Genomic DNA, 26,820 nt, shown 5'->3' with positions numbered 1-26,820 from the left:
AGAATTCAGGTTGCTATACCTGCCTAAAAGGGAGAGGGAGAATTCAGGTTGCTATACCTGCCTAAAAGGGAGAGGGAGAATTCAGGTTGCTATACCTGCCTAAAAGGGAGAGGGAGAATTCAGGTTGTTATACCTGCCTAAAAGGGAGAGGGAGAATTCGGGTTAGTCTCCCCGCCCCTTCGGGGAGAGTAAGAACACCGTTCTGGTTCCCTCTCCCCTTTGGGGAGAGTAAGAACACCGTTCTGGTTCCCTCTCCCCTTTGGGGAGAGGGGTAGGGTGAGGGGCTCTTACTGATAATCCCTGAAGCTATAAATCCCCGCCGCCAGCACCAGCTGCTGCGACACTTCATGAGCCTTCTCGCGGCTCACCAGCAGGTCGATAATCTTCAACGCAAAATCAATCGCGGTTCCCGGCCCCTGGCTGGTGAGCAGGTTGACGCGTGGATCCCAGACAACGCGTTTATCCTGCCATTGTCCTTCCGGGATGGTGTCTTTCAGGCCAGGAAAACCTGTCATGTTGCCTATCGGGAACAGCTCGTGCGGGACCAGCACCGTCCCCGCTGCCGCGCAAATCGCCGCCACAATACGGCCAGACAGATGAAACTGGCGTACGGTTTCGACCAGTAATGGGCTGTCGCGGAAGCATTCAGCGCCTTTAAGGCCGCCGGGCAGCACGATGATGTCGAAGTCACCGTCGGCAACCTCAACCAGCTGCGCATCCGCCAGCAGCTTCACGCCGCGTGAGCAAACAATTTTCAGGTCGCCGTCGGGGGCTACGCTTGCCGTCGTCACCTTGATTCCGGCCCGGACCAGCAGATCGATAGTCGTAACCGCTTCGGTCTCTTCAGTGCCAGGTGCCAGGCAGACCAGCGCTTGTGCGCTCATATTCATTCTCCTTACGTTTAACCTGCTCATAGAGGCGGGCGTTCACCGGCACAGGGATGCCGTGTGCTCTCGCTCTGCGCAGCAGGTAGCCGGTGATATAGTCAATTTCCGTGTGGCGCTCCAGGAGGATATCCTGCAGCATCGATGAGGTATTTTCTGAAGTACTATCAATGACCTGCCAGACGTAATCAAGAAGGCTTTCCTGCGAGGTATGGTGCCCCTCACGCTCCATCACCTGCGCCACTTCTTCACAGATGCTGGCAATTTCTTCTGCGTGGTTTTTCAGTTCGCCATTAGGGCAGTCGTACAGCGCGGTCAGGGGGTTGATCGCGCAGTTTACCGCAAGTTTGTTCCAGCTCGCCGGCTGGATATTATTGTGCCATGCGACGTCCGGCAGCGCGGCATGCAGCATATCTGCAAGGTAGCTGTAGTCGCTGGCTTTCGCGTTGCCTGGGCCGATGTGGGTGGTGCCTGTGGCCACATGAACAATCACATTGCCGTCTCTTTTGGCCGCCTGAGTCGTTAACCCGAGCAGCAAGGGCTGAGGCAAACCGCCTAGCTCATCCAGCGTCCCCATGCCGTTATGCAGCAGCAAAATAGGGCAGCTTGAAGGTAGCTGGGAGGCCAGCGTGCGCACGGCATCGGAAACCTGCCAGGCTTTAAGCGTCACTAATAAGAGATCGCTGGTGGCGAGAAATTCGGGATCGTTAGCCGTGAAGGACTCGTTAAAAACGCTACCGTTAGTATTATCAAGCAGATTGACGTGGCAGTACGGCTGCGGTACGCGCAGCCAGCCCTGAAGCTCATGGCCTTGTTTATGTAGTGCGGCCAGCCAAAGCTGACCCAGCGCACCGCAACCCAGCACGGTGATTTTCATCATTGCCTCCCCATTCGCCGACTTCGCGAATGCTAAACTTACTTTCTATTATAGCGTTATCGACTTTCCAGCTCTTTAACAGGTTGTTTTGCGCCGTCCAGCGGGTATTATGCAACGCAAACCAGAGAGGGAGAAAACACATGCCATCTTTTGATATCGTTTCTGAAATCGACCTGCAGGAAGTGAACAACGCGGTAGAAAACGCCGAGCGCGAGCTGGCCACCCGTTTTGACTTCCGCAACGTGCCGGCAAGCTTTGAGCTGAATGAAAAAAATCAGACCATTAAAGTCGCCAGCGAATCTGACTTCCAGGTAAACCAGCTGCTGGATATCCTGCGCGCCAAGCTGCTTAAGCGCGGCATCGAAGGCAGTTCTATTGATGTGCCTGAAGAGTTTGTTCACAGCGGCAAAACCTGGAGCGTGGAAGCTAAGCTGAAACAGGGTATTGAAGCAAGCGTTGCTAAGAAAATCATTAAGCTGATTAAAGATAGCAAGCTAAAGGTTCAGACCCAGATCCAGGGCGAAGAGATCCGCGTCACGGGTAAGGCTCGCGATGATTTACAGGCCGTAATGGCGCTGATTCGTGGCGGCAATCTGGGGCAGCCGTTCCAGTTTAAGAACTTCCGCGACTGACGGTTTGAGGGGCGTTTACGCCCCTTTCACCACCTGCTCAATCTCATACCTGTTCGTCAGCTTGCTGTCGATTTTCACGTACGCGCTGCGTTCTTCTGGAATGATATTCGCTTCGCTCACGCCCGGCTGAGCCAGCAGCCTTTCCCGCAAATTCTCGTCGTTCACGCTGCTTTCCGGTAGCTCAATACGCAGGCTACTGACGTACGGCGGTTCCTGCATCGTCCAACTGACGAATAGCCAGACCATTGCCAGCACCGCGCCCGCCAGGAAGACGGTTTGTGAATCAAACAGCCCGTTCAGCCAGCCGCCGAGCGACCCGCCGATAGCCACGCCGATAAACTGGCTGGTGGAGTAGATCCCCATCGCGGTGCCTTTATAGCCCGCCGGAGATTCTTTGCTGATAAGCGAGGGCAGAATAGCTTCCATCAGGTTGAACGCGAGGAAGAACAGCTGCACGCCAATCACCAAATCCCAGAAATGCGGGCCTGCGCCCCAAAGCACGATCTCGGCAATCAGCAGCACCGCCACGCAGCCAACAAACACGTGCTTCATGCGGCGTTTAACTTCGGCATAAATGATGAAAGGCACCACCGAAACAAACGAAATCAGCATGGTGCAAAGGTACACTTTCCAGTGCTGAGCTGCTGGAAAACCAGCCTGCTCGAGCTGGCCCGGCAGGGCGACAAAGGTGGACATCAGCATGATATGCAGGCACATGATGCCGAAATTCAGCTTTAACAGCTTCGGCTCCATCATCACTTTGCGGAAGCAGCCCTTAACCATCCCCGACTCGCGGTTTAGCACGTGCGTTTCGGTATTCGGCACCACCCAGAGAGTGATCAGAATGCCGCAGCTGGCCAGGACGGCAATCATCCAGAACAGCGCCTGCAGGCCAAGCGCCTGGGTAATGATCGGGCCGAGCACCATGGCGATAGCGAAGGTTACGCCGAAGCTGACGCCGATAAAGGCCATGGCTTTGGTGCGGTTCTGTTCGCGGGTTAAATCGGACAGCAGGGCCATCACCGCGGCGGCGATAGCGCCGGAGCCCTGGAGCGCACGGCCTAAAATCACGCCCCAGATGGAGTCGCTAAGGGCGGCAATAATGCTGCCGAGCACAAAGATTGCCAGCCCGCCGACGATCAGCGGTTTGCGCCCAATGCGGTCTGAGAGCAGGCCAAACGGGATCTGGAAGACGGCCTGCGCCAGGCCATAGATACCAATGGCAAGGCCAATAAGCGCTTCGCTTGCGCCCTGCAGCGCCATCCCCCAGGTGGTAAGAACCGGCAATACCATAAACATGCCCAGCATGCGCAGGGAAAAGACGGTGCCTAAACCCCACGTCGCTCGCAGCTCGACGGGCGTCATTTTGTAATCGTTCATTACCACCTCAGATAAAAAGTCGGCCTTAGTGTAGTGCGAGGGCAGGGGAGGGTAAATCGTTAGTTATTTAACAGATATTACAGCGCGGATGCTTTGATGATACTGATAAAAAAGGGCACCGAGGTGCCCTTTCAGAGCGTTGACAGAATTCTTTATGCCTAAAAGCATTTTTCGCCAACGACTATACAATAAAGGATTCAGTTTTCTGGCGTTAACCAAACAAGTCAAAACCACGTTTTTGGCTTGTTTGCTACCAAATTAAAAAGGGCACCGAGGTGCCCTTTTATGCTTTTCGTGACTTACCAGACGTAAGTCAGCAGATTATGTGAGTCTGGCACCATAAAGTCGACCGACATCATGACGCTGAGCGAGGTAATGGCCACGATAGAGAAGATGAACAGCTTGCGCGCCCAGACCTTATCGTCTTCCACCTTATAGCCTCGCAGCGCCATGCCCAGCCACCAGACGCTGACCGCCGCGGCGACGATCAGGTATTTGTATCCGGCATAGCCGCCCAGAGAGAGCATCAGCGTTGCCACCGCAAAAGCGATGATGTACAGCGTGATGTGGTTCTTGGCGACGGAAATGCCTTTTACCACCGGCAGAACCGGGATGTTGGCGGCCTGGTAATCTTTAAAGCGGAAGATGGCAATCGCGTACGAGTGCGGCATCTGCCACAGGCTAAAGATAGCCAGCAGGATAGCGGCGCCGGTGTCGAACTCGTTGGTTACGGCGCAGTAGCCAATAACCGGAGGAGCCGCGCCGGACAGGCTGCCAATCAACGTGCCGTAGACAGAGTGGCGTTTCATGTACAGGCTATAAACCCCGACATACACCACAAAGCCCATCACGGCCAGCCACATCGCCAGCGGATTAGCGCCAAACCACAGCAGCATGAAGCCAGCAATACCCAACAAGGTGGCGTACACCAGCGAAATTTTCGGTGAAATCAGGCCCTTAACCAGCACCCGATTCTTCGTTCTCTCCATCTTCTGGTCAATGTCGCGGTCGATAAAGTTGTTGTAAACACAACCCGATGCGACCACCAGTGACACGCCAACCAGCGTATAGAGGAACAGCGGGTAATTAATGCTGCCCTTCGAGGCCAGTAAAAATCCCCCAATGACAGAAATTAAATTACCGAAAATAATTCCTGGTTTCGTTACTTGCAGGTATTGCTTAATCATACATGCCGCTCTTAGTGAACCATCATGTTCAGGTTGAGGTTCCACATAATCCAGATCGAGCCGATCACCAGAATGGCAATAATCAGCACCGTAAAGGCGAAGGCCACCAGGTTCCAGCGCTCACTCGAAGAGGTGTTCAGATGCAGGAAGCACACGAGGTGCACCAGAATCTGGACGACTGCAGTCACCAGGATCACGGCAAGCATGGTGCCGTGAGAGGCCGTCCCTTCCATCACAATCCAGAACGGGATAGCCGTCAGGATGATGGACAGGATGAAGCCTGTCATGTAGGTCTTCACGCTACCGTGGTGGGCGCCGCTATGTTCAGTTGAATGACTCATTACATTGCCCCCATCAGATAGACTACGGAGAATACACAGATCCAAACCACGTCAAGGAAGTGCCAGAACAGGCTCAGGCACATCAGACGCGCACGGTTGGTGTTGGTCAGGCCGCGACGGGAAACATGAATCATCATGAATGCCATCCACACCAGACCGGAGGTGACGTGCAGACCGTGGGTCCCAACCAGCGCGAAGAACGCTGACAGGAAGCCGCTGCGATCCGGCCCGAAGCCTTCCTTGATCAGGTGATGGAATTCATAGATTTCCATCCCTACGAAGCCCGCACCGCACAGGAAGGTCAGCGCCAGCCAGGAGATAACCTGGCTTTTGTTGCCTTTGTTCATGGCGATGATCGCCATGCCGTAGGTGATGGAGCTGACCAGCAGCAGGGCAGTTTCGACCATCACGAACGGCAGTTCGAAGATGTCTTTCCCTGACGGGCCGCCTGCGGTGCCGTTCACCAGAACGGCATAGGTCGCGAACAAGCAACAGAACAGAATGCAGTCGCTCATCAGGTAGATCCAGAAACCAAAGACCTTATTGGTTCCGGCATCGTGGTGCCCGTGCTCCGCGGCGTGGGCGTTATTTACAGTCTCAGTTGCCATTTTTCAGCCCTGCTTTGGTGAGTTCTTCGAAATGCTGATTTTCCAGTTTTTCGACTTCAGCCACCGGAACATAGTAATCCACATCTTCGTCGAAGCTTTTCGCAATCCAGGTGATGATGATGCCGGCAAAGCCAACGATCGCCAGCCACCAGATGTGCCAGATCATGGCAAAGCCAAACACGGTGCTGAATGCAGCGATGATAATACCGGCAGCGCTGTTGCGCGGCATATGAATCTCTTCATAGTGCGCAGGCTGTTTGTACGCTTCGCCTTTCTCTTTCATCTCCCAGAATGCATCACGCTCGTGAACGTGCGGCAGATGGGCGAAGTTATAGAACGGAGGCGGAGAAGAGGTTGCCCACTCCAGCGTACGGCCACCCCATGGGTCACCGGTCAGATCGCGGTTCTGCTCGCGGTCACGGATAGAGACGTAGAACTGAATCAGCTGGCACAGAATGCCCAGAGCGATCAGCGCCGCACCACAGGCCGCAACAACCAGCAGGGTGTGGAACTGTGGATCGATCTGCTGGCTCAGACGACGGGTCATACCCATGAAGCCCAGCACGTACAGCGGCATAAACGCCACGAAGAAGCCGATAATCCAGAACCAGAAGGCGCGTTTGCCCCAGGTTTCGTTCAGCGTGAAGCCGAACGCTTTTGGCCACCAGTAGGTCAGACCTGCGAAGCAACCGAAGACTACGCCGCCGATGATAACGTTGTGGAAGTGTGCAATCAGGAACAGGCTGTTGTGCAGCACGAAGTCCGCACCCGGCACCGCCAGCAGAACACCGGTCATGCCACCGATAGAGAAGGTGACGATGAAGCCAATGGTCCACAGCATCGCGGAGTTAAAGACGATGCGGCCCTGATACATGGTGAACAGCCAGTTGAAGATCTTCACCCCGGTCGGGATGGCGATAATCATGGTGGCAATACCGAAGAAGGCGTTTACGTTCGCACCGCTGCCCATGGTGAAGAAGTGGTGCAGCCAAACGATGAACGACAGAACGGTAATCGCGATGGTCGCCCACACCAGAGAGGTGTAACCGAACAGACGCTTTTTAGAGAAGGTTGCAACCACCTCAGAGAACACGCCAAACACCGGCAGCACCAGGATGTAAACTTCCGGGTGGCCCCAGGCCCAGATGAGGTTGATGTACATCATCATGTTGCCACCCATATCGTTGGTAAAGAAATGGGTGCCAAGGTAGCGGTCGAGGGTCAGCAGCGCGACGGTCACGGTGAAGATTGGGAACGCGGCGATAATCAGTACGTTAGTACACAGCGAAGCCCAGGTGAACACCGGCATTTTGAACATAGTCATACCCGGGGTACGCATGTTCAGAATGGTCACGAAGAAGTTAATACCTGTCAGCGTAGTACCGATACCGGAGAGCTGGAGACTCCAGATCCAGTAGTCGACCCCGACGCCCGGACTGTACTCAATGCCCGAGAGCGGTGGATAAGCCACCCAGCCGGTCTGTGCGAATTCGCCCACGCCCAGTGACAGGTTAACCAGCACCACGCCGACAACGGTGAACCAGAAGCTCAGGTTGTTCAGGAACGGGAAGGCAACGTCACGTGCGCCAATCTGCAACGGCACAACCAGGTTCATCAGGCCGATAACAAAAGGCATCGCCACGAAGAAGATCATGATAACGCCGTGGGCGGTAAAGATCTGATCGTAGTGGTGAGGTGGCAGGAAGCCGGCTTCGCCCGCGGAGGCCAGCACCTGCTGGCTACGCATCATGACCGCATCGGCAAAGCCGCGCAGCAGCATGACGATAGCGACGATAACGTACATTACGCCAAGGCGTTTGTGGTCAACGGAAGTTAGCCACTCTTTCCATAAATATTCCCACTTACCGAAGTAAGTGATAGCCGCAAGCAGCGCCAGTCCCCCGACGATGATTGCCGCAACCGTAACCATGACAATTGGCTCATGGTACGGGATTGCATCCAGTGTAAGTTTTCCGAACATCGTATTATTCCTCGGCCCCTTAGTGAGAGGTTTCCGCGTGACTCATGTCCATGCCTTCCATACCTTCCATGCCTTTCATATCGTCATGGGAAGCCTGTTCACCTTCCGGCCTGGCCATGTGCATGCTCCCGTGTCCCATGAATTTGTTAATAACGTCTTTAAACAAATCAGGTTTAACACTGGAGAAGTATTCGACTTTGTTGTATTCGCTTGGCGCGGCCAGTTTCTCGTAGGTCGCCATATCGTTCATGACTTCTGGAGACTGTTTCGCTTTAGCCACCCATTGGTTAAAGGTGTCCATGTCCGGCGTGGCAATTGCCTTGAACTTCATGCCGGAGAAACCTTTACCGCTGTAGTTTGACGAAATACCGTCGTAGGTGCCGGCTTCATCAGCAATCAGGTGCAGTTTGGTCTGCATGCCTGCCATTGCGTAGATTTGGCTACCCAGGCGCGGGATAAAGAAGGAGTTCATCACCGAGTTAGAGGTGATTTTGAATTCCACTGGGGTGTTGGCCGGGAAGGCTATCTCATTCACCGTAGCGATACCCTGCTCCGGATAGATGAAGAACCATTTCCAGTCCATGGCGATAACTTCGATGGTCACCGGCTTCGCTTCATGTTCCAGCGGACGGCTAGGTTCAAGAGCGTGAGTGGTTTTCCAGGTCAGTACCGCGAGGAAGATAACGATAAGGATAGGAATCGTCCAGACGACAGCTTCAACCTTGTTCGAGTGCGACCAGTTTGGGCTGTATTTGGCGTCTTTGTTTGAAGCCCGATACTTCCAGGCAAAACCGATAGCCATTGCAATTGCAGGGATAACGACAATCAACATCAGGCCGATGGCCGTCAGTATCAATGAACGTTGTTCCAGTCCGATCTGTCCTTTGGGATCCAGGAGTGCAGAATCACAGCCACTAAGTAAAAATGCGCCTGCGATTAATGACAACCATCCCAAACTTTTATTGTATTTCCTGAGTCTCATTTAACGACCTCAATTCCGGGGAGCTCTATTGTCGTTTAAAGTGTGCCGGCATTTTACGGGAAGGTTACATTACTGTAAACATGAATGGCGCAGTGTCAGTAGGGTGTTACCGGGTTCTGCCGCCGATGTCACACAGAATGCAACAAACTGTAAAATCTAGCGTTGGCACGCGGGCCCTGAAGGTTATAACGAAAACCTATGTTTGCGGAAATAGACCGGGGAAATTGGTATAACCAATCAGTTTGAAATACATTTGGTTAACAATGCGGCAGCATTTGTCACATATTTCCAACAAATATTAATTTCGCACCGGGCTGAATCGTTAAGGATAATCTTTTAATGCTTATTGAACAAAGTAATTAAAGAAAACTGTATTTAATTACGATAAATAGTCCTCGACGGTAACACTTATAGACCTGAGTAATTAATAGACAATAAAAGTAACTACCCGGTATTAATTACTTCATCTTAATGAAAAACATCGATGAATACGGCGGGATTGAGGCCGCTGAATATCCATCACTCTTTACAGGGATAAGGCAATGACAGGACACGTATCACCCATTATTGGCATCGATCTCGGCACCTCCAATAGCGCAGTCTCCTGGTTCAGCGAGGGCGCAGCGACGCTGGCTTTAGGCCAAAAAGGTGAGCGCTTAACGCCTTCCGTTGTCGGGCTGGATGATGAAGGGCACCTGCTGGTGGGCGAGGCGGCAAAGGCTCGACTGGTTAGCCATCCTCATCTGACGGTTGCCAGTTTTAAGCGCTATATGGGCACCGAGAAAGTTTTCACCCTCGGCAAACAGTCATTTCGTGCCGAAGAGCTTTCCGCATTAGTGCTGCGAAAATTAAAAGCCGATGCCGAAGTTGCGCTTGGTTGTGAAGTCACGCGTGCGGCTATTACCGTTCCGGCTTATTTCAATGACTCCCAGCGCAAAGCAGTTAAAGCCGCAGGGCAAATGGCCGGGCTGGAGGTTGAACGCCTCTTAAACGAGCCTACTGCGGCAGCACTGGCCTACGGATTAGCCGACAGCCGCGAGCAAAAATTCCTGGTCTTCGACTTAGGCGGCGGTACATTTGATGTTTCCATCGTGGATATGTTCGAGGGCGTGATTGAAGTCCGCGCCAGCAGCGGCGATGCCTGGCTTGGCGGCGATGATTTTACCGAAGCCCTGCGCCAGTGGATGCTGAGCGGCTATCCCCAGCTGACGCTGGATAACCCAGAGCTGGCCGCAGACCTGACCCGCCAGGCCGAATCCCTGAAACAGCAGCTCAGCAGTCAGGACAGAGCCAGCGCGAAGCTGGTTTATGCAGGGGAAGAATTTAGCTGGGATCTCAACGAAGAGACTTTCCAGGCGTGCTGCAGCGCGCTGCTGTCCCGCCTGAAAAAACCGGTTGTTCAGGCGCTGCAGGATGCGCAGTTCGACGTTGCGCAACTCGATCACGTTATTCTGGTCGGCGGCGCAACGCGTATGCCTCTGGTACGCCAGCTGGTGACCCGAATGTTTGGTCGCTTCCCGCGTAATGAACTGAACCCCGACGAAGTCGTGGCGCTGGGGGCAGGCGTTCAGGCCGGACTGATTGCAGAAGACAAAGCTCTGGACGACGTGGTGCTTACCGACGTCATGCCTTATTCACTGGGCATTGCCGTATCGCGTCGAAACGGCGACAGGGTAGAAGAAGGCTTTTTCTCGCCGCTGATCGAGCGTAATGCTTTTGTGCCGGTAAGCGTAATGCAGACCTTCAGCACCATGAACGACAACCAGCGGCAGATAGATATTGAGGTCTACCAGGGGGAATCGCGCAAAGTCAGCGACAACCTGCTGCTGGACAGCATGTCGATTAAGATCCCGGCGCGAAAAGCGGGAGAGGTGAGCGTGGACGTACGCTTCACCTATACCCTCGACGGCATTCTGGAAGTGGAATGCAAGATTAGCGGCGAGCAAAGCGCCTCGACAATGGTGATTGAAAAAGCGCCGGGCACGCTCAGCGCCGAGGAAATTGCGAAGCGTTTAAAACAGCTTGATGCCCTTAAACAGCATCCTCGGGATGTGCCCGAAAACCGCCAGCTGACTGCCGAGGCGGCAAAACGCTATGAGCAGACGCTGGGAGAAAGACGCCAGATTATCGATCATTACGCCACGCAATTTGAACAAGCGCTGGAGCGCCAGGACCTGCGAATTATTGCCGCCGCGCGGGACGAACTGCGCCGGGTGTTAGACCAGCTTAACGACGGACTGTAAACATGGCGACGATATGGGATGTGCTGGGCATTGAGCCCACAACGGATGAACGTGAAATTCGTCGCGCTTATGCCCGCGAGTTAAAGCTGCGGCGGCCGGACAAAGATCCGCAGGGTTTTCAGGCCCTGCGCGAGGCGTTTGATAGCGCCAAACGCTATGCCAGTTCGGCGGTCGTCCTGTATGAAGACGCTGAAAGTCTGCCGGAGAAACCAGAACCTACGCCTATGGTGGATTATGTTCGGCAACTGATGCAGGAGCAGGCATCTTCGCCAGAAACGCCCTGGAGCAAAAATGAACTCTGGGAAAAAGCGCAGGCAATTTCGGCGCTTTTAATCAGGGATGAACTCGAAGGCTTGGGTGAGCTGCACCGCTATCTTGATAATGAGATCCCCGATGCGCTTGAGGCCAGGCATGCGTTTAGCCTGATGCTGGCCGAATCACTAAGCGAGCAGCGGTGGCTTTACCGCAGCCTGTTAAATGAAGTTTCTGCGGTAATGGACTGGCAAATTGATAACTACCGTTCATCTCAACTACCGGACTGGATAGTTCATGCTCTTGAGCAGCAGATTGCTATTACCGACCAGGAAAACTATTGGCAATATCTGGCCCGGCAGTACGGCGGCAGCCGTTATGGACAGTTGAAATGGCGTTTGCTGACGGAAAAGGGCACGGAGATTTCATGGTGGGTCAGGCTGATTCCGGATCTCCTCTCGCAGCTGGCGGGTCAGGTGGGGGAATTACGCCAGCAGTCCCCTGCATTGCTGGAGCGCCTTAATCCATCGCTTCTTGAGGTACTACAAAAACCAACTCTGGCGCTTAGCTGGGGAGCCATCATTGCCGTATTTTTCTGGGGATATACGGCCTGGTTGCCGGGCCATGAGTCACCGAAAATGGCGCTTCAGGCCGGCGTCATGCTGGCCGTAGTGGCGACTTTTCTCTGGGGATATCCATTTCTTGAGCGCCGGTTTGAATCCGGAGGCGCGGCAGGCAAATGCGTTCATGCTTTTTTCTGGCTGGCGTCGGGGCTGCTTCTGGCGATGGCTTTCTATAGCGCCTGGCGTGGGGCGAGCGCATGGCAGGGAAAAGATGCCATAACGATGCGGGCGCTGGTTATCATGATCTTCCTTATTGTCCCGGTCGGGTGGGCGCTTTGGCAGCGGCGCAGGGACTGGCGTAACTTGCCGATCAGAATTGTGGTGGTGGTCCTGATGTTCCCCGTTTTGTTTATCCGCCAGCTTCCTCCACTGGTGAATATCCTGGGCATGATATTGCTGCCGATGCTTTACGGCATCATTATCGAAATGGTCTATTTCATAAAATAAAAAAGCCCCCGGTATACGCCGGGGGCTTTCATGTCAAAAGCCGTGCATCAGAACATCAGCACCATCCACGGGTAGCTGATAAGCATCAGTGAACACAGGAAAATGGCGCCAAAGATGGTGCCCATTCGCCAGTAGTCTTTGGTTGGCAGATAGCCGCTACCGTAGTAAATCGGGCTTGGGCCGGTGCCGTACGGGGTGATGATCCCCATTACGCCGAGCGACGTGACCATCATCAGGCAGAAGACCGGCATATTAATCCCCGGAATAGACGCGGCAATGGTCAGGGTCGCTGGCAGCAGGGCGGTGGTGTGCGCCGTGGTGCTGGCAAACAGATAGTGCAGCAGGTAGAACGCAACCAGCAGCATCACCGCCGACACCTGCGGATCGAAGCCGTGCAGCAGCGCGGCACCTTCTTTCCCAAGCCAGGCGATAAAGCCCACGCGTGCCAGGCCATCGGCCAGCGCCACCAGGGTGGCAAACCAGGCGAAGGTATTCCAGGCTGGTTTATTGCTGATAATGTCGTTCCAGTTCAGTACCCCGGTCCACAGCATCAGGATAATCACCAGCAGGGCAGCCATCGCTGGTTCAATCCACGCGGCAGCGAAAATCCACATTAGCAGGGCGCTACACACGAACAGCAGCAGCAGGATTTCGTTGCGAGACAGTTTGCCCAGTTTTTCCAGCTCAGCGGCAGCCCATTTCGGCACTTCGTCATTGACCTTCACTTCAGGTGGATAGAACCAGTAGGCCAGCAGCGGCATCGTCAGGATCAGCAGCACGCCCAGCGGCAGGAAGGCCAGGAACCACATCCCCCAGGAGATCTCGAAGCCGATGATGCTTTTCACCAACGCCAGCGCCAGCAGGTTAGGCGCCAGCGCGGAGAGGAACATCGAGCTGGTGATACAGGCGGCGCTGATTGCGACCCACATCAGGTAAGAGCCAATTCTGCGCGAGCTTGGATCGTTCGGCAGAGAGCCATAAAGCGGCGGCAGGTTGGCAATAATCGGGTAGATGGTGCCCCCGCTGCGCGCGGTGTTAGACGGCGTGAACGGCGCAAGGAGCAGGTCGGCGAAGGTAATCGCGTAGCCCAGCGTCAGGCTGCGGCGGCCCAGATACTTCACCAGAATCAGCGCCAGTCGACGGCCAAACTGCGTCTTGTCGTAGCCGGCGGCAAACATAAAGGCGCCGAAAATCAGCCAAACGGTGGAGTTGCTAAAGCCGCTGACTGCCCACTGGAACGACTGGCTGGCCAGTTTGAACTTAGGATCCGCCAGTTCCGCCGGGCTGAACAGCAGCCACTGGCTAAACAGCGCAATCACCACGACGCCCGTTAGCCCGATCACCGCCCCCGGGAGCGGCTCGAAGATCAAGCCGACAATCACGCCAACGAAGACGGCGAAGAAGTGCCACGCATACGGCTCTAATCCTGCGGGAACCGGAAGCAGTAATATAATTATGCTGATCAGGATCGGTAAAAATAGCAATATAAAGCGCTTTTTATTCCCCGCGTTTGGGGGCGGGGATTTCGCCGTCTCGCTTATTGTTGAGGTGTTAGTCATAGCCTGTGCCTTAAAGTTATCATGATGAATTCGATTAATATTCCCTGCGAAACCTGTTTCCTGACTTTTATTTCTACCTAATCTTTTATAGGCAGAATTTGATGCATTCATGATAGTTTTTTTTAATCGGTGCAAATCTAACCGCTCATCGCACCAGATTCCAGCCTCCCTTTAACCTCATATTTAATGTGTGATCACCTGCTGTTTCTTGATTTCGTCATCATACTGAAACAACAGGTGATTATCCCTTATTCTACGCATTGCTAAACCTTGTCAGGTATTTGATTTTGGTTTTTGTTAAGCAAAAAACCAACGTTTTTATTTAACTAAAAAAATTGCTCTGTTTATATCCATAGTCTTTACGCGGTTAAAGATCAAATCGTAAGCTGATGTCAATCTACCGCTTCGCTTACGGCCAGGCCGTATTCAGCCAAAGTGGCTTCATATAAAACCTTTTATTATTTATGGTTATTATTTGTATTTGCTTTTTTTAAGGCGTTGACTAACATTCGAAAAATATATTCCGCGAAATAGCCGTTTCTGTTCACTAATTCAAATTACGTTACTCCCTGATAATTGTGTTGCCTGCCGGGGCTATTCACCGAGTGCCGGACAATGTCGACCTCACCTGCTGGAATGATAAAGAATGAACTCCAAAACCCCGATCCTGAAGCCGCTAACCTTGCCCAACGGCGCGGTGCTGAAAAACCGCCTGATCATGGCGCCAATGACCACCTGTACCGGTTTTTACGACGGCAGCGTGCCGAGTGACCTGGTTGAATATTATCGTGAACGCGCCGGCACCATCGGCACCGTTATCGTCGAATGCTGCTTTATCGACCCTAAAGGTCCCGCTTTCCCCGGTGCTCTGGCCATCGACAGCGATAACAAAATCCCCGGCCTTGCGCGCATTGCCAGCGCGATTAAATCCCAGGGATCGAAAGCGATTCTGCAGATTTACCACGGCGGCAGGATGGTTGAGCCTGAGCTGATTGGCGGCAGGAAGCCCGTTGCGCCGAGTGCTATCGCCGCGCCGCGTGAGGGAGCCACCACGCCTGAAGCGTTAACCGCGGAAGAAGTTGACGTGATGATCACCAAATTTGGTGACGCCGTGAACCGTGCCATTAAAGCCGGGTTTGACGGCGTGGAGATCCACGGCGCGAACACCTACCTGATCCAGCAGTTCTACTCGCCAAACTCGAACCAGCGTGACGATAAGTGGGGCGGCAGCCGTGAAAACCGCGCCCGCTTCCCGCTGGAAGTGCTCGAGATCACCCATAAAATGGCGAGCCGCTTCGCAGATGCTTCCTTTATTATCGGCTACCGCTTCTCGCCGGAAGAGATTGAGGTGCCGGGCATTCGCTTTGATGACACCATGTACCTGCTGGAAAAGCTGGCTGAAAGAGGTGTGGATTACCTGCACTTCTCCGTGGGCTACTTCAAGCGCGCCTCAATAGTTGATACCAAAGACCCAACGATGCTGATCGACAAATACCAGGCGATGCGCTCAGAAACGCTGGCGAAAGTACCCGTTATCGGCGTAGGCGGCGTGGTTAATCGCAGCGACGCCGAAGAGGCGCTGGGCTTAGGCTATGACCTGATTGCCGTCGGCAAGGCCTGCATCGCTTATCCGGACTGGGCCGATCGCATCCTGAAAAATGAAACGCTCGATCTGTTCATCGACAGCACCAGGCGTGAAGAGCTGCTGATCCCTGAGCCGCTGTGGCGCTTCTCGCTGGTCGACGCCATGATCCGCGACGCCAGTACTTCTGGCCGTAAATACAAGGCCGGGGTCTTCCAGGAAAAAGTGGAGGCCGAAGCGCTCAAGCTTAAAATCAGCGTCACCCTCGACACCGACCGTATCACCGACATTACGCTGGTGCAGGACGATTCAGTGGATGTCGATTTCACCCCAAGCTTTGAGATCCTGCGTTCTCGCATGCTGGTGGCCAACAGCCCGTATGTTGATGCGGTGACCGGGGCTACGGCGCAAAGTGAGGCCTTGAAGAAAGCGGTATCCCGCGCGATGACCACCTCCAGCAAAGAGCACGTTATTGAAGAAGGCGGCAACCCGGATGCGCCGCAAAGCTACGATGTGGCGGTAATCGGCAGCGGCGGCGCAGGACTTGCGGCGGCTATTCGTGCTTCTGACGCCGGCGCTCGCGTGGTGATTATTGAGAAGATGCCAACCATCGGCGGGAACACCATCAAAGCCTCCGTGGGCATGAACGCCGCAGAAACTCGCTTCCAGGCGATGAAGGGCATCAAAGACAGCAAAGAGCTGTTCTACGATGAGACGCTGAAAGGCGGCAAGTTCAGAAACAATACCGAGCTGCTGAAAGAGTTCGTCGAGCGCGCGCCCGGCGCCATCGACTGGCTGGCAAGCCTGGATATTGTGCTGAACGACATCACCATCACCGGCGGGATGAGCATCGATCGTACCCACCGCCCTGCAGATCGTTCGGCGGTCGGCGGCTTCTTAATCAGCGGCCTGGTGAACAACGTTAACCAGCGCAGCATTGACGTTCTGCTGGATACCACCGTGGAAGATATCCTGCATGAAAACGGCGTGGTAACCGGGGTTAAGATCGCCAACGAATATAATGAACACCATGTTCTGCTGGCGAAAAGCGTAGTTGTCGCCACCGGCGGATTTAGCGCCAACCGTAAAATGGTGGTGCATTATCGCCCTGAGCTGAAAGGCTTTGTGACCACCAACCATAAAGGGGCGACCGGCAGCGGCATCGCTCTGCTGGAAAAAATCGGGGCGGGCACGGTGGATATGGATCAGATCCAGATTCACCCAACCGTGGAACAAACTACCTCTTACCTGATTTCCGAGTCCATCCGCGGGGGCGGGGCTATCCTGGTGAGCCAGGAAGGGCAGCGTTTCTACAATGAGCTGGAAACCCGCGACAAGGTGTCCGCCGAAATCATCGCCCTGCCGGAAAAGAGCGCCTGGATTGTGTTCGACGAGCAGGTGCGCCAGAACAACAAAGCGGCCGACGAGTACATTGCCCGTGGCTTTGTCCTCAGTGCCCCAACGCCGGAAGAGCTGGCCCTGAAGCTGAACATGGACGGTCACGCACTGCAGCAAACGCTGGATCGTTATAACGGCTTCGTGGCGCAGAAAAAAGACGAAGACTTCGGGCGTACTACCGGCATGCGTTTCCCTCTGAATACCGGGCCTTACTATGCAATCCGCATTGCGCCAGGGGTTCACCACACGATGGGCGGGGTGACCATTAACACCAGCGCAGAAGTGGTGACTGAGCAGCAACAGGTTATTCAGGGCATCTGGGCTGCGGGTGAAGTGGTGGGGGGTATTCACGGCGCTAACCGCATCGGCGGTAACGCGGTGGCCGATATCATCATCTTCGGCACGCTCGCCGGGCAAAATGCGGCGGCACACGCGCTGGCTTAAGGCCTTAAAAAAGCCGGAAAGGATCTCCTCTCCGGCTTTCTCAGACCGGGCGGTAATCTGCCCGGTTTTTTATTCTTTTAGATAAGCGCCGTTTTGCGCAGGGCCAGGAAGTCCAGCACGCCGCCAAACAAAATGCCGCCGATGGCAAACAGCGCGCCCCATTCCAGAAGCTGCAAACCAAACGTCCACTCGGTAAGCCCCAGCGCATTACAAATAATCACCACCAGCCATGCCGCCAGCAGCAGGCAACCAAAGCTCAGAATACGCAGCGCCAGGCGATAGGCCGGAGCAAATTCACTGCGAGACATAAAGGTTTCGGTTTGCTGGGTAAATTCCAGCGTGCTTTTACACACCAGCAGTAAAAGGATCCCCGGCACCGCCGCAACGACCGAAAACAGGTAGAAGGTTGGCCAGCCGTGCGCCTCAACAAACCAGCCGGCAATCGGGCCGACATAGACGCGCCCCACGGCGGACAGCGCAGAAAGCAGCGCAAACTGGGTTGCAGAGAAGGATTTATTGCACAGGGTCATCAGCAGCGCCACAAACGCCGCGGTGCCCATGCCGCCGCACAGATTTTCAAAGAACACCGCGCTCGCCATGGTGAGCATGTCTTTGTCCGTCACCGACAGCAGCCAATAGCCGGCGTTAGACACGCCCTGCAAAATGCCAAAAATTAGCAGCGCGCGGAACAGCGTCAGCTTTTGCATCAGCATCCCGCCGAGCAGCGCCCCGATAATGGTGGCACACAGCCCAAGGGTTTTATTCACCATGCCCACTTCACCGGCATCAAAGCCGACGCCGCGGATCAGAAACGTGGTGGTCAGGCTCATGGCAAAGGCATCGCCCAGCTTATAAAGCACGATCAGCAGCAAAATCAGCCAGGCGTTGTTGCGGCCAAAGAAGTCGCGCAGCGGCTCAACGACGGCGCGTTCCAGGCTTTTAGGCACCGGGATTGCGTCCGTTGGCTCAGGCGCTAAAAAGGTCGCAATAATACAAGGTATTAGCAGGGCTGCCATCAGCCAGTAGGTTGCCTGCCAGCCTAAATAGCGGTCCGCAATCCACAGCGCAAGGCCGCCGGAAACCAGCATCGCCAGGCGGTAGCCCAGCACGCTGATGGCGGCGCCGGTGCCGCGCTCTTCGGCAGACAGAACGTCGGTCTTCCAGGCATCAAAAACGATATCCTGAGAGGCAGAACAGAAGGCGATGATTACCGCCAGAGCCGCCATCCAGCGCAGCTGGGAGGACGGTTCAAGGAATCCCATGGCGGCAATAGCCACCAACAACAGAATTTGCGTAATTAACAGCCAGCCACGGCGACGGCCGAGCAGCGGCGGCGTGTAGCGGTCCATCACCGGCGACCAAAGAAACTTAAAGACGTAGGCCTGGCCCACGAGCGAAAAGAAACCGATGGTTTTCAGGTCGATATTTTCGACGGTCATCCAGGCCTGTAGCGTGCCGGAAGTCAGGGCCAGGGGGAGGCCGGATGCAAAGCCCAGAATCAGCAAAATGGCTGATTTCGGCTGCTGAAAGATGCGCAGATAATGATTGGACATAGGGGAATTGTGCAAACTCTGTTGTTGGCCCGCGCGAGCAGGCCAACGGGGTAAAAATTAACGAGCGTTCTGTTTGATGAAGTCGTGAACGCTGGTGTCCTGAGCCATATCCGCAATGGTATCGGTCAGTACGGAGTTAACCGCGTTAGCGATATTCTTGTTGGTGGCCTGGAACGCGCCTTCAACGTTGTAGTTGGAGCGGTAGTTCTTGGTCATCTTGTTGCCGTTCTTCGCGGTAGCAATGATGGAGATATCTGCTTTGGTGGCGATGTTGTAGCGCACGTTGCCCTGGGAAACGTCGGCGTACAGCTGGTTAACGATGATCTGCAGGTCAACCGGGCTGTTCGGCCCAATCATATAACCGCGCGCGGTCATCTGCTTCTCCAGCACTTCCTGCAGCAGGAAGCGCAGATCGCGTGATGGCGTCAGCGTGACCAACTGGTTATCACGGGTCACTTTCGCCAGCGCCTGGTCGGTACGCTGATCGGCACCGTTGATGCTGAGCGTAACGCCCATCAGGCTTGGATCCTGCTGTGGCAGAGTGATTTTTGGCGCAACTTCAATGGTGGTTGGCGGTGTTGCACAGCTGGCCAGCATAAACATGGCAACCAGCGGGAAAAGTAATTTTTTTAACATGTTCGCTTTCTCAATGTACTCAAAGGGCAGGCTGATAAAAAATCACGCCATCATAACACTGCGGCTGTCCAGGGGAAGTGCCTGACGCACGGAATTTCATCGCGTTGCCTTTTTTCTGGGCCGCAGCAAAACCTTCTGACAGTTTTATGCCGGTTTAGTGCCTTAACTGCATGAGACTTCAGGCAACTGGGTAAAGAACGGCCGCCGAAAGCTAAATTTTTGTTGTGTTTAGCGTAAAAGCTGGCTAAAAGCGGCTAATATTTAAAGGGATGAGTGGCATCTCTACGTTGTCGAGGAGAAAGTTCATGCTGATACGCGAGCAGATAGAAGAGAAGTTAAAAGCAGGCTTTACCCCCGCGTACCTGGAAGTCGTGGATGAAAGCTATCGTCACAATGTCCCGGCGGGCTCAGAAAGCCATTTCAAGGTTGTGCTGGTCAGCGATCGTTTTACCGGCGAACGTTTTTTAAACCGCCATCGCATGATTTATGGCACATTGAGCGAAGAACTGGCCGGCCCTGTGCACGCTCTGGCGCTGCATACCTATACCATTAAAGAGTGGGAAGGGTTGCAGGATACGGTGTTCGCTTCACCGAACTGCCGTGGCGCGGGCAGTATCGCCTGATTTACCGCTAAGCGTTTGCAACTAAGGGAACTTTTCCGTTATGTTGCGGTATGTATACTGCGTTTTCAAAAACGGCCTGCGGGCCGTTTTGTTTTGTCTGGCTCTTCCAGGGAGGCGGGCAAAGAAAGAATAAATGACAGAGAAGTGTGAAAAAGGCCGCAGCCGTGCGCTATTGCCGTTCTCGACTCACCCCAGCGATGCCGCTATAATGCTGCGTCTTATTTTTCGGAATGTCTTCGGGATGATTCTGACGACAAGGAATGTGTTTCTGTTTCAGAGAACATCCTGGTTCTGTGAAGCCACCGGGCTTCCGGAGTTGACCGAGCACTGTGATTTTTTGAGGTAACAAGATGCAAGTTTCAGTTGAAACCACTCAGGGCCTTGGCCGCCGTCTCACGATTACTATCGCTGCAGACAGCATCGAAACCGCTGTAAAAAGCGAGCTGGTCAACGTGGCAAAAAAAGTTCGTATTGACGGCTTCCGTAAAGGCAAAGTGCCGATGACCGTCGTTGAGCAGCGCTACGGTGCTTCCGTTCGTCAGGACGTGCTGGGCGAGCTGATGAGCCGCAACTTTATTGATGCGATCATCAAAGAGAAGATCAATCCAGCTGGCGCACCTAACTACGTGCCGGGCGAATACAAACTGGGCGAAGACTTCACCTACGCGGTAGAGTTTGAAGTTTACCCAGAAGTTGAGCTGCAGGGTCTGGACGCTATCGAAGTTGAAAAACCGGTTGTTGATGTGACCGACGAAGACGTTGACGCGATGCTGGACACCCTGCGTAAGCAGCAGGCGACCTGGAAAGACAGCGACGCTGCAGCGACTGCAGAAGATCGCGTCACCATCGATTTCACCGGTTCCGTTGACGGCGAAGTGTTCGAAGGCGGCAAAGCCTCTGACTTCGTACTGGCAATGGGCCAGGGCCGCATGATTCCGGGCTTTGAAGACGGTATCGTTGGCCACAAAGCGGGCGAAGAGTTCACTATCGAAGTGACCTTCCCTGAAGAATACCACGCTGAAAACCTGAAAGGGAAAGCGGCTAAGTTCGACATCGTGCTGAAGAAAGTTGAAGCGCGTGAACTGCCGGAATTCACCGAAGAGTTCATCAAACGTTTCGGCGTTGAAGATGGCTCCGTTGCAGGTCTGCGTACCGAAGTCCGCAAAAACATGGATCGTGAACTGAAAGGCGCAGTGCGTAACCGCATCAAGTCTCAGGCAATCGACGGTCTGGTTAACGCGAACGACATCGACGTGCCGGCTGCGCTGATCGACGGCGAAATCGACGTTCTGCGTCGTCAGGCTGCACAGCGCTTCGGCGGTAACGAGAAGCAAGCTCTGGAACTGCCACGTGAGCTGTTCGAAGAGCAGGCTAAACGCCGCGTTGTTGTTGGTCTGCTGCTGGGCGAAGTGATTCGTACCCACGAGCTGAAAGCTGACGAAGAGCGTGTTAAAGGTCTGATCGAAGAAATGGCTTCTGCCTACGAAGATCCGACTGAAGTCATCGAGTTCTACGGTAAAAACAAAGAGCTGATGGACAACATGCGCAACGTTGCTCTGGAAGAGCAGGCTGTTGAAGCCGTTCTGGCTAAAGCGAAAGTGTCTGAAAAAGCGACCACTTTCAGCGAGCTGATGAACCAGCAGGCGTAAGTGCTTTTTGGCTAACAGGCCAAAAACAGCTGCATCAGGCCCGTCACCTTCCGGTGGCGGGCTTTTTTTATTGCTAAATCACACGATAAGCCATCAATAAATCCCCTTTTCAGGGTTAGCGTATCAAGAAAAGGTTGTTATGCTTGAAACAGGGCAAATCATCCCCATTATTCGGGTGTGGTTCCATTAATAATCCCTGACTGACTCCGTCCAGAATCGGCGCAAGGAACATAGTCAATATCCTGCGTCTCAAGTAGAATCAGTACAGTAGGCTTAATTACTCCAGGAGACGGACATGTCATACAGTGGCGAACGAGATCAATTAGCACCCCATATGGCCCTGGTGCCGATGGTTGTTGAGCAAACATCCCGCGGCGAACGTTCATACGATATCTATTCCCGTCTGCTTAAGGAACGCGTCATCTTCCTGACCGGCCAGGTAGAAGATCATATGGCTAACCTGATTGTGGCGCAGATGCTGTTTCTGGAAGCAGAAAACCCGGAGAAAGATATCTATCTCTACATTAACTCTCCGGGTGGCGTAATTACGGCCGGGATGTCGATTTACGACACCATGAAATTTATCAAGCCGGACGTCAGCACCATTTGTATGGGGCAGGCTTGCTCGATGGGCGCCTTCCTGCTGACCGCAGGGGCGAAAGGTAAGCGTTTCTGCCTGCCTAACTCCCGCGTCATGATTCACCAGCCGCTGGGGGGTTATCAGGGGCAGGCGACGGATATTGAAATCCACGCTAAAGAGATCCTGAAAGTGAAAGCACGTATGAACGAGCTGATGGCAGAGCATACGGGCAAAACGCTTGAACAAATCGAGAAAGACACCGAGCGCGATCGTTTCCTCTCCGCAAGCGAAGCGGTAGAGTATGGTTTAGTTGATTCGATCCTGACTCACCGTAACTAATGCCCGAAGCTTTGGGCCGTTATACTATAGTAAATGTAGCGGCCTGACTTAACGCTTCACTATCGGCTGCGCCGTAGAATGGCACTTGTGCTGCCGGTGGTAGCACACAGAAACAGAGAAGAGGTTTTACTGATGACAGATAAGCGCAAAGACGGTTCAGGCAAACTGCTGTACTGCTCTTTTTGCGGCAAAAGCCAGCATGAAGTGCGTAAGCTGATTGCCGGGCCGTCAGTGTATATCTGCGATGAGTGTGTCGATTTATGTAACGACATCATTCGCGAAGAGATTAAAGAAGTGGCCCCGCACCGTGAACGCAGTGCGCTGCCAACGCCGCACGAAATCCGTAACCACCTTGACGATTATGTTATCGGGCAAGAGCAGGCTAAAAAAGTGCTGGCGGTTGCGGTTTACAACCACTACAAACGTCTGCGCAACAGCGACACGTCTAACGGCGTCGAGCTGGGTAAAAGCAACATCCTGCTGATCGGGCCAACCGGTAGCGGTAAAACGCTGCTGGCAGAAACGCTGGCTCGCCTGCTGGACGTTCCGTTCACCATGGCGGATGCAACCACGCTGACCGAAGCGGGCTACGTGGGCGAAGACGTTGAAAACATCATTCAGAAACTGCTGCAGAAATGCGACTACGACGTACAGAAGGCCCAGCGTGGCATCGTGTACATCGATGAGATTGACAAAATCTCCCGCAAATCTGACAACCCGTCGATCACCCGTGACGTTTCCGGTGAAGGCGTGCAGCAGGCGTTGCTGAAACTGATTGAAGGCACCGTGGCTGCCGTTCCACCTCAGGGTGGCCGTAAGCATCCGCAGCAGGAATTCCTGCAGGTTGATACCTCCAAGATCCTCTTTATCTGCGGCGGCGCGTTTGCTGGCCTGGATAAAGTTATCGCTAACCGCGTGGAAACGGGTTCTGGTATTGGCTTTGGTGCAACGGTAAAAGCGAAGTCTGAGAAAGCCAGCGAAGGCCAGCTGCTCGGCCAGGTAGAACCGGAAGATCTGATCAAATTTGGTCTGATCCCTGAGTTCATCGGTCGTCTGCCGGTAGTGGCTACGCTCAGCGAACTGAGTGAAGACGCGCTGATCCAAATCCTGAAAGAGCCGAAAAATGCCCTGACCAAACAGTATCAGGCATTGTTCAATCTGGAAGGCGTGGAGCTGGAGTTCCGTGATGAAGCGCTGGATGCGATTGCCAGGAAAGCGATGGCGCGTAAAACCGGTGCTCGTGGTCTGCGTTCCATCGTTGAAGGCGCGCTGCTGGATACCATGTACGATCTGCCTTCCATGGATGACGTGGAAAAAGTGGTGATTGACGAGTCCGTCATCGCTGGCCAGTCCAAACCGCTATTAATTTACGGTAAGCCGGAAGCGCAGCAAGCATCCGGTGAATAATTCGCCAGAATAACCAGTCAGTTAATACAAAAATGGGGGATTTTATCCCCCATTTATTTTTCCTGCATTCCCGCAGTTGAATGTCCGGGAAACAGCCCCATATACTGATTTACTTGTTGGTGGAGCGGAAGCGTTCACCAAATCACCTGGCGGACATTAAACTAAGAGAGAGCTCTATGAATCCTGAGCGTTCTGAACGCATTGAAATCCCCGTATTGCCGCTGCGCGATGTGGTGGTTTATCCGCACATGGTTATTCCACTGTTTGTCGGGCGCGAAAAATCCATTCGCTGCCTGGAAGCTGCAATGGACCATGATAAGAAAATCATGCTGGTGGCGCAGAAAGAAGCTTCGACGGATGAGCCAGGTGTTAACGACCTGTTCACAGTTGGGACCGTGGCTTCTATTTTGCAGATGCTGAAACTGCCGGACGGCACGGTAAAAGTGCTGGTTGAAGGCCTTCAGCGCGCACGCATCACCACGCTTTCTGACAACGGCGAGCATTTCTCAGCCCAGGCTGAGTACCTGGAATCGCCGGCGATTGAAGAGCGCGAGCAGGAAGTGCTGGTTCGCACCGCAATCAATCAGTTCGAAGGCTACATCAAGCTGAACAAAAAAATTCCTCCAGAAGTGCTGACGTCGCTGAACAGCATCGACGATCCTGCACGTCTGGCCGATACCATTGCCGCCCATATGCCGCTGAAGCTGTCGGACAAGCAGTCCGTGCTTGAGATGTCCGATATCAACGAGCGTCTTGAATATCTGATGGCGATGATGGAATCGGAAATCGATCTGCTGCAGGTTGAGAAACGCATTCGCAACCGCGTCAAAAAGCAGATGGAAAAAAGCCAGCGTGAGTACTATCTGAATGAGCAAATGAAAGCAATTCAGAAAGAACTTGGCGAAATGGACGACGCGCCTGACGAAAATGAAGCGCTGAAGCGCAAAATTGACGCGGCGAAAATGCCGAAAGAAGCGCGCGAGAAAACCGAAGCCGAGCTGCAAAAGCTGAAAATGATGTCGCCGATGTCTGCGGAAGCGACCGTGGTGCGCGGCTATATCGACTGGATGGTTCAGGTGCCGTGGAATGCCCGTAGCAAGGTCAAAAAAGATCTGCGTCAGGCTCAGGAAATCCTCGATACCGACCATTACGGCCTCGAACGTGTGAAAGATCGCATCCTGGAATATCTCGCAGTCCAGAGCCGTGTTAACAAGCTGAAAGGGCCAATTCTGTGCCTGGTTGGGCCGCCAGGGGTAGGTAAAACCTCTCTGGGCCAGTCCATCGCAAAAGCCACAGGCCGTAAATACGTGCGTATGGCTTTGGGTGGCGTGCGTGACGAAGCGGAAATCCGCGGTCACCGTCGGACTTACATCGGCTCCATGCCGGGTAAACTTATCCAGAAGATGGCAAAAGTCGGGGTGAAAAACCCGCTGTTCCTGCTGGATGAAATCGACAAAATGTCTTCCGACATGCGCGGCGACCCGGCTTCCGCTCTGCTGGAAGTCCTTGATCCAGAACAGAACGTGGCGTTTAACGACCACTATCTGGAAGTGGATTACGATCTCAGCGACGTAATGTTTGTGGCGACGTCTAACTCCATGAACATTCCGGCTCCGCTGCTTGACCGTATGGAAGTCATTCGCCTGTCCGGTTATACCGAAGACGAAAAGCTGAACATTGCCAAACAGCACCTGTTGCCGAAGCAAGTCGAGCGTAATGCCCTGAAAAAGAGCGAGATTAAAGTTGATGACAGCGCCATTGTGGGCATCATTCGCTACTACACTCGCGAAGCCGGGGTGCGTAGCCTGGAGCGTGAAATCTCCAAGCTGTGCCGTAAAGCGGTGAAGCAGCTGCTGCTGGATAAAACGCTCAAGCACATCGAAATCAACGGCGACAACCTGAAGGACTTCCTGGGGGTACAGCGCTTTGATTACGGTCGTGCCGACAGCGAAAACCGCGTAGGGCAGGTGACCGGGCTGGCGTGGACGGAAGTGGGCGGCGACCTGCTGACCATCGAAACCGCGTGTGTGCCGGGTAAAGGCAAGCTGACCTACACCGGCTCCCTCGGTGAGGTGATGCAGGAGTCTATCCAGGCTGCGCTGACCGTGGTACGCGCTCGTGCGGAGAAGTTGGGCATTAACGGCGACTTCTACGAAAAACGTGATATCCACGTGCACGTCCCGGAAGGGGCAACGCCGAAAGATGGCCCAAGCGCCGGTATCGCCATGTGTACCGCGCTGGTCTCTTGTCTGACCGGTAACCCGGTGCGTGCCGATGTGGCGATGACGGGGGAAATCACGCTTCGTGGTCTGGTCCTGCCAATCGGCGGCCTGAAAGAGAAGCTGCTTGCAGCTCACCGTGGCGGCATCAAAACCGTGCTGATCCCGGATGACAACAAGCGCGATCTGGAAGAGATTCCGGACAATGTGATTGCCGACCTGACTATTCATCCTGTGAAGCGTATTGAGGAAGTTTTGGCCCTCGCGCTGCAGAATGAGCCTCACGGCATGCAGGTAGTCACTGCAAAATAGTGACCTGACGCAAATACAGCCAATAAAATTAGGGCTGGTAGGTGAATTGTCACTTGCCAGCTTTTTTTTGTGTCGCTAATTT

20 protein-coding genes are annotated in these 26,820 nt (G+C 54.0%); 9 read left to right on the top strand and 11 right to left on the bottom strand.

Going from position 1 to position 26,820, the window contains the following annotated elements:
* Positions 1–287 precede the first annotated feature (287 nt).
* Both yajL and panE read right to left on the bottom strand, forming a co-directional pair.
* Complete coding sequence (gene yajL, locus ACE38U_RS21080; protein ID WP_038475097.1) at positions 288–884, bottom strand: protein deglycase YajL; 597 nt, start codon at positions 882–884, stop codon at positions 288–290.
* Positions 844–1,761 (bottom strand): 2-dehydropantoate 2-reductase, encoded by a 918-nt coding sequence (gene panE / locus ACE38U_RS21075; protein WP_375530481.1) that lies wholly within the window; start codon positions 1,759–1,761, stop codon positions 844–846. The genes yajL and panE overlap by 41 nt, the downstream gene beginning before the upstream one ends.
* 140 nt (positions 1,762–1,901) lie before the next feature.
* Between panE and ACE38U_RS21070 the strand changes: the two genes are divergently transcribed.
* Positions 1,902–2,393, top strand: a complete 492-nt coding sequence (locus tag ACE38U_RS21070; protein WP_008454581.1) for a YajQ family cyclic di-GMP-binding protein — start codon at positions 1,902–1,904, stop codon at positions 2,391–2,393.
* Positions 2,394–2,408: 15 nt separating this feature from the next.
* On the opposite strand, the gene ACE38U_RS21065 is transcribed toward ACE38U_RS21070, so the two are convergent.
* The 6 genes from ACE38U_RS21065 to cyoA form a co-directional block, all read right to left on the bottom strand.
* Positions 2,409–3,773, bottom strand: a complete 1,365-nt coding sequence (locus ACE38U_RS21065; RefSeq protein ID WP_038475095.1) for an MFS transporter — start codon at positions 3,771–3,773, stop codon at positions 2,409–2,411.
* A gap of 299 nt (positions 3,774–4,072) precedes the next feature.
* Positions 4,073–4,960 carry a heme o synthase gene (gene cyoE / locus ACE38U_RS21060; protein WP_038475093.1) on the bottom strand — a complete coding sequence of 296 codons (888 nt, stop codon included), beginning with the start codon at positions 4,958–4,960 and terminating at the stop codon, positions 4,073–4,075.
* A gap of 11 nt (positions 4,961–4,971) precedes the next feature.
* Positions 4,972–5,301, bottom strand: coding sequence for a cytochrome o ubiquinol oxidase subunit IV (locus ACE38U_RS21055; RefSeq protein WP_008454594.1), 330 nt, complete (start codon positions 5,299–5,301; stop codon positions 4,972–4,974).
* Positions 5,301–5,909, bottom strand: coding sequence for a cytochrome o ubiquinol oxidase subunit III (locus ACE38U_RS21050; RefSeq protein ID WP_038475089.1), 609 nt, complete (start codon positions 5,907–5,909; stop codon positions 5,301–5,303). The genes ACE38U_RS21055 and ACE38U_RS21050 overlap by 1 nt, the downstream gene beginning before the upstream one ends.
* A complete protein-coding gene (gene cyoB, locus ACE38U_RS21045; RefSeq protein ID WP_154185351.1) occupies positions 5,899–7,890 on the bottom strand; it encodes a cytochrome o ubiquinol oxidase subunit I in 1,992 nt (663 codons plus the stop codon). Before cyoB ends, ACE38U_RS21050 begins: the two co-directional genes overlap by 11 nt.
* A 19-nt stretch (positions 7,891–7,909) precedes the next feature.
* Positions 7,910–8,872 carry a cytochrome o ubiquinol oxidase subunit II gene (cyoA, locus tag ACE38U_RS21040; protein WP_176981841.1) on the bottom strand — a complete coding sequence of 321 codons (963 nt, stop codon included), beginning with the start codon at positions 8,870–8,872 and terminating at the stop codon, positions 7,910–7,912.
* Positions 8,873–9,414: 542 nt separating this feature from the next.
* On the opposite strand from cyoA, the gene ACE38U_RS21035 reads away from it, so the two are divergent.
* Complete coding sequence (locus tag ACE38U_RS21035) at positions 9,415–11,115, top strand: molecular chaperone HscC (protein WP_375530480.1); 1,701 nt, start codon at positions 9,415–9,417, stop codon at positions 11,113–11,115.
* A gap of 2 nt (positions 11,116–11,117) precedes the next feature.
* Positions 11,118–12,437, top strand: a complete 1,320-nt coding sequence (locus tag ACE38U_RS21030; protein WP_375530479.1) for a J domain-containing protein — start codon at positions 11,118–11,120, stop codon at positions 12,435–12,437.
* A gap of 47 nt (positions 12,438–12,484) precedes the next feature.
* Here ACE38U_RS21030 and ACE38U_RS21025 read toward each other — a convergent pair whose 3' ends face one another.
* Positions 12,485–13,996 (bottom strand): anion permease, encoded by a 1,512-nt coding sequence (locus tag ACE38U_RS21025; RefSeq protein ID WP_176981838.1) that lies wholly within the window; start codon positions 13,994–13,996, stop codon positions 12,485–12,487.
* A 646-nt stretch (positions 13,997–14,642) separates the two neighbouring features.
* Here ACE38U_RS21025 and ACE38U_RS21020 point away from each other — a divergent pair.
* Positions 14,643–17,420 carry an NADH-dependent fumarate reductase gene (locus ACE38U_RS21020; RefSeq protein ID WP_375530478.1) on the top strand — a complete coding sequence of 926 codons (2,778 nt, stop codon included), beginning with the start codon at positions 14,643–14,645 and terminating at the stop codon, positions 17,418–17,420.
* Positions 17,421–17,497: 77 nt separating this feature from the next.
* On the opposite strand, the gene ampG is transcribed toward ACE38U_RS21020, so the two are convergent.
* Together ampG and ACE38U_RS21010 are read right to left on the bottom strand one after the other, a co-directional pair.
* Positions 17,498–18,973, bottom strand: a complete 1,476-nt coding sequence (gene ampG, locus ACE38U_RS21015; protein WP_375530477.1) for a muropeptide MFS transporter AmpG — start codon at positions 18,971–18,973, stop codon at positions 17,498–17,500.
* Between the two features lie 57 nt (positions 18,974–19,030).
* Positions 19,031–19,609, bottom strand: a complete 579-nt coding sequence (locus ACE38U_RS21010) for a lipoprotein (RefSeq protein ID WP_038475068.1) — start codon at positions 19,607–19,609, stop codon at positions 19,031–19,033.
* Between the two features lie 305 nt (positions 19,610–19,914).
* On the opposite strand from ACE38U_RS21010, the gene bolA reads away from it, so the two are divergent.
* From bolA to lon, 5 genes are all read left to right on the top strand, one after another.
* Entirely contained in the window at positions 19,915–20,232 is a 318-nt protein-coding gene (bolA, locus tag ACE38U_RS21005) for a transcriptional regulator BolA (protein WP_038475066.1), read from the top strand.
* A 350-nt stretch (positions 20,233–20,582) separates the two neighbouring features.
* Positions 20,583–21,881, top strand: coding sequence for a trigger factor (gene tig, locus ACE38U_RS21000; RefSeq protein ID WP_038475062.1), 1,299 nt, complete (start codon positions 20,583–20,585; stop codon positions 21,879–21,881).
* Between the two features lie 295 nt (positions 21,882–22,176).
* Positions 22,177–22,800 carry an ATP-dependent Clp endopeptidase proteolytic subunit ClpP gene (gene clpP, locus ACE38U_RS20995; RefSeq protein ID WP_038475060.1) on the top strand — a complete coding sequence of 208 codons (624 nt, stop codon included), beginning with the start codon at positions 22,177–22,179 and terminating at the stop codon, positions 22,798–22,800.
* 132 nt (positions 22,801–22,932) lie between these two features.
* Entirely contained in the window at positions 22,933–24,207 is a 1,275-nt protein-coding gene (gene clpX / locus ACE38U_RS20990) for an ATP-dependent protease ATP-binding subunit ClpX (RefSeq protein ID WP_038475058.1), read from the top strand.
* A gap of 176 nt (positions 24,208–24,383) precedes the next feature.
* On the top strand, positions 24,384–26,738 hold the full coding sequence (lon, locus tag ACE38U_RS20985) for an endopeptidase La (RefSeq protein WP_052048985.1): 2,355 nt from the start codon (positions 24,384–24,386) through the stop codon (positions 26,736–26,738).
* Positions 26,739–26,820 lie beyond the last annotated feature (82 nt).

The organism is Cedecea selenatireducens, from assembly GCF_042138895.1.
Lineage (GTDB): Bacteria > Pseudomonadota > Gammaproteobacteria > Enterobacterales > Enterobacteriaceae > Cedecea > Cedecea selenatireducens.
This window is presented reverse-complemented; position numbering and strand designations above follow the sequence as displayed.

What these genes read in the sequence shown, in the direction of transcription:
- yajL (WP_038475097.1), bottom strand. Translation starts at nt 884, where the DNA reads ATGAGCGCACAAGCGCTGGTCTGCCTGGCACCTGGCACTGAAGAGACC.
- panE (WP_375530481.1), bottom strand. Translation starts at nt 1,761, where the DNA reads ATGAAAATCACCGTGCTGGGTTGCGGTGCGCTGGGTCAGCTTTGGCTG.
- ACE38U_RS21070 (WP_008454581.1), top strand. Translation starts at nt 1,902, where the DNA reads ATGCCATCTTTTGATATCGTTTCTGAAATCGACCTGCAGGAAGTGAAC.
- ACE38U_RS21065 (WP_038475095.1), bottom strand. Translation starts at nt 3,773, where the DNA reads ATGAACGATTACAAAATGACGCCCGTCGAGCTGCGAGCGACGTGGGGT.
- cyoE (WP_038475093.1), bottom strand. Translation starts at nt 4,960, where the DNA reads ATGATTAAGCAATACCTGCAAGTAACGAAACCAGGAATTATTTTCGGT.
- ACE38U_RS21055 (WP_008454594.1), bottom strand. Translation starts at nt 5,301, where the DNA reads ATGAGTCATTCAACTGAACATAGCGGCGCCCACCACGGTAGCGTGAAG.
- ACE38U_RS21050 (WP_038475089.1), bottom strand. Translation starts at nt 5,909, where the DNA reads ATGGCAACTGAGACTGTAAATAACGCCCACGCCGCGGAGCACGGGCAC.
- cyoB (WP_154185351.1), bottom strand. Translation starts at nt 7,890, where the DNA reads ATGTTCGGAAAACTTACACTGGATGCAATCCCGTACCATGAGCCAATT.
- cyoA (WP_176981841.1), bottom strand. Translation starts at nt 8,872, where the DNA reads ATGAGACTCAGGAAATACAATAAAAGTTTGGGATGGTTGTCATTAATC.
- ACE38U_RS21035 (WP_375530480.1), top strand. Translation starts at nt 9,415, where the DNA reads ATGACAGGACACGTATCACCCATTATTGGCATCGATCTCGGCACCTCC.
- ACE38U_RS21030 (WP_375530479.1), top strand. Translation starts at nt 11,118, where the DNA reads ATGGCGACGATATGGGATGTGCTGGGCATTGAGCCCACAACGGATGAA.
- ACE38U_RS21025 (WP_176981838.1), bottom strand. Translation starts at nt 13,996, where the DNA reads ATGACTAACACCTCAACAATAAGCGAGACGGCGAAATCCCCGCCCCCA.
- ACE38U_RS21020 (WP_375530478.1), top strand. Translation starts at nt 14,643, where the DNA reads ATGAACTCCAAAACCCCGATCCTGAAGCCGCTAACCTTGCCCAACGGC.
- ampG (WP_375530477.1), bottom strand. Translation starts at nt 18,973, where the DNA reads ATGTCCAATCATTATCTGCGCATCTTTCAGCAGCCGAAATCAGCCATT.
- ACE38U_RS21010 (WP_038475068.1), bottom strand. Translation starts at nt 19,609, where the DNA reads ATGTTAAAAAAATTACTTTTCCCGCTGGTTGCCATGTTTATGCTGGCC.
- bolA (WP_038475066.1), top strand. Translation starts at nt 19,915, where the DNA reads ATGCTGATACGCGAGCAGATAGAAGAGAAGTTAAAAGCAGGCTTTACC.
- tig (WP_038475062.1), top strand. Translation starts at nt 20,583, where the DNA reads ATGCAAGTTTCAGTTGAAACCACTCAGGGCCTTGGCCGCCGTCTCACG.
- clpP (WP_038475060.1), top strand. Translation starts at nt 22,177, where the DNA reads ATGTCATACAGTGGCGAACGAGATCAATTAGCACCCCATATGGCCCTG.
- clpX (WP_038475058.1), top strand. Translation starts at nt 22,933, where the DNA reads ATGACAGATAAGCGCAAAGACGGTTCAGGCAAACTGCTGTACTGCTCT.
- lon (WP_052048985.1), top strand. Translation starts at nt 24,384, where the DNA reads ATGAATCCTGAGCGTTCTGAACGCATTGAAATCCCCGTATTGCCGCTG.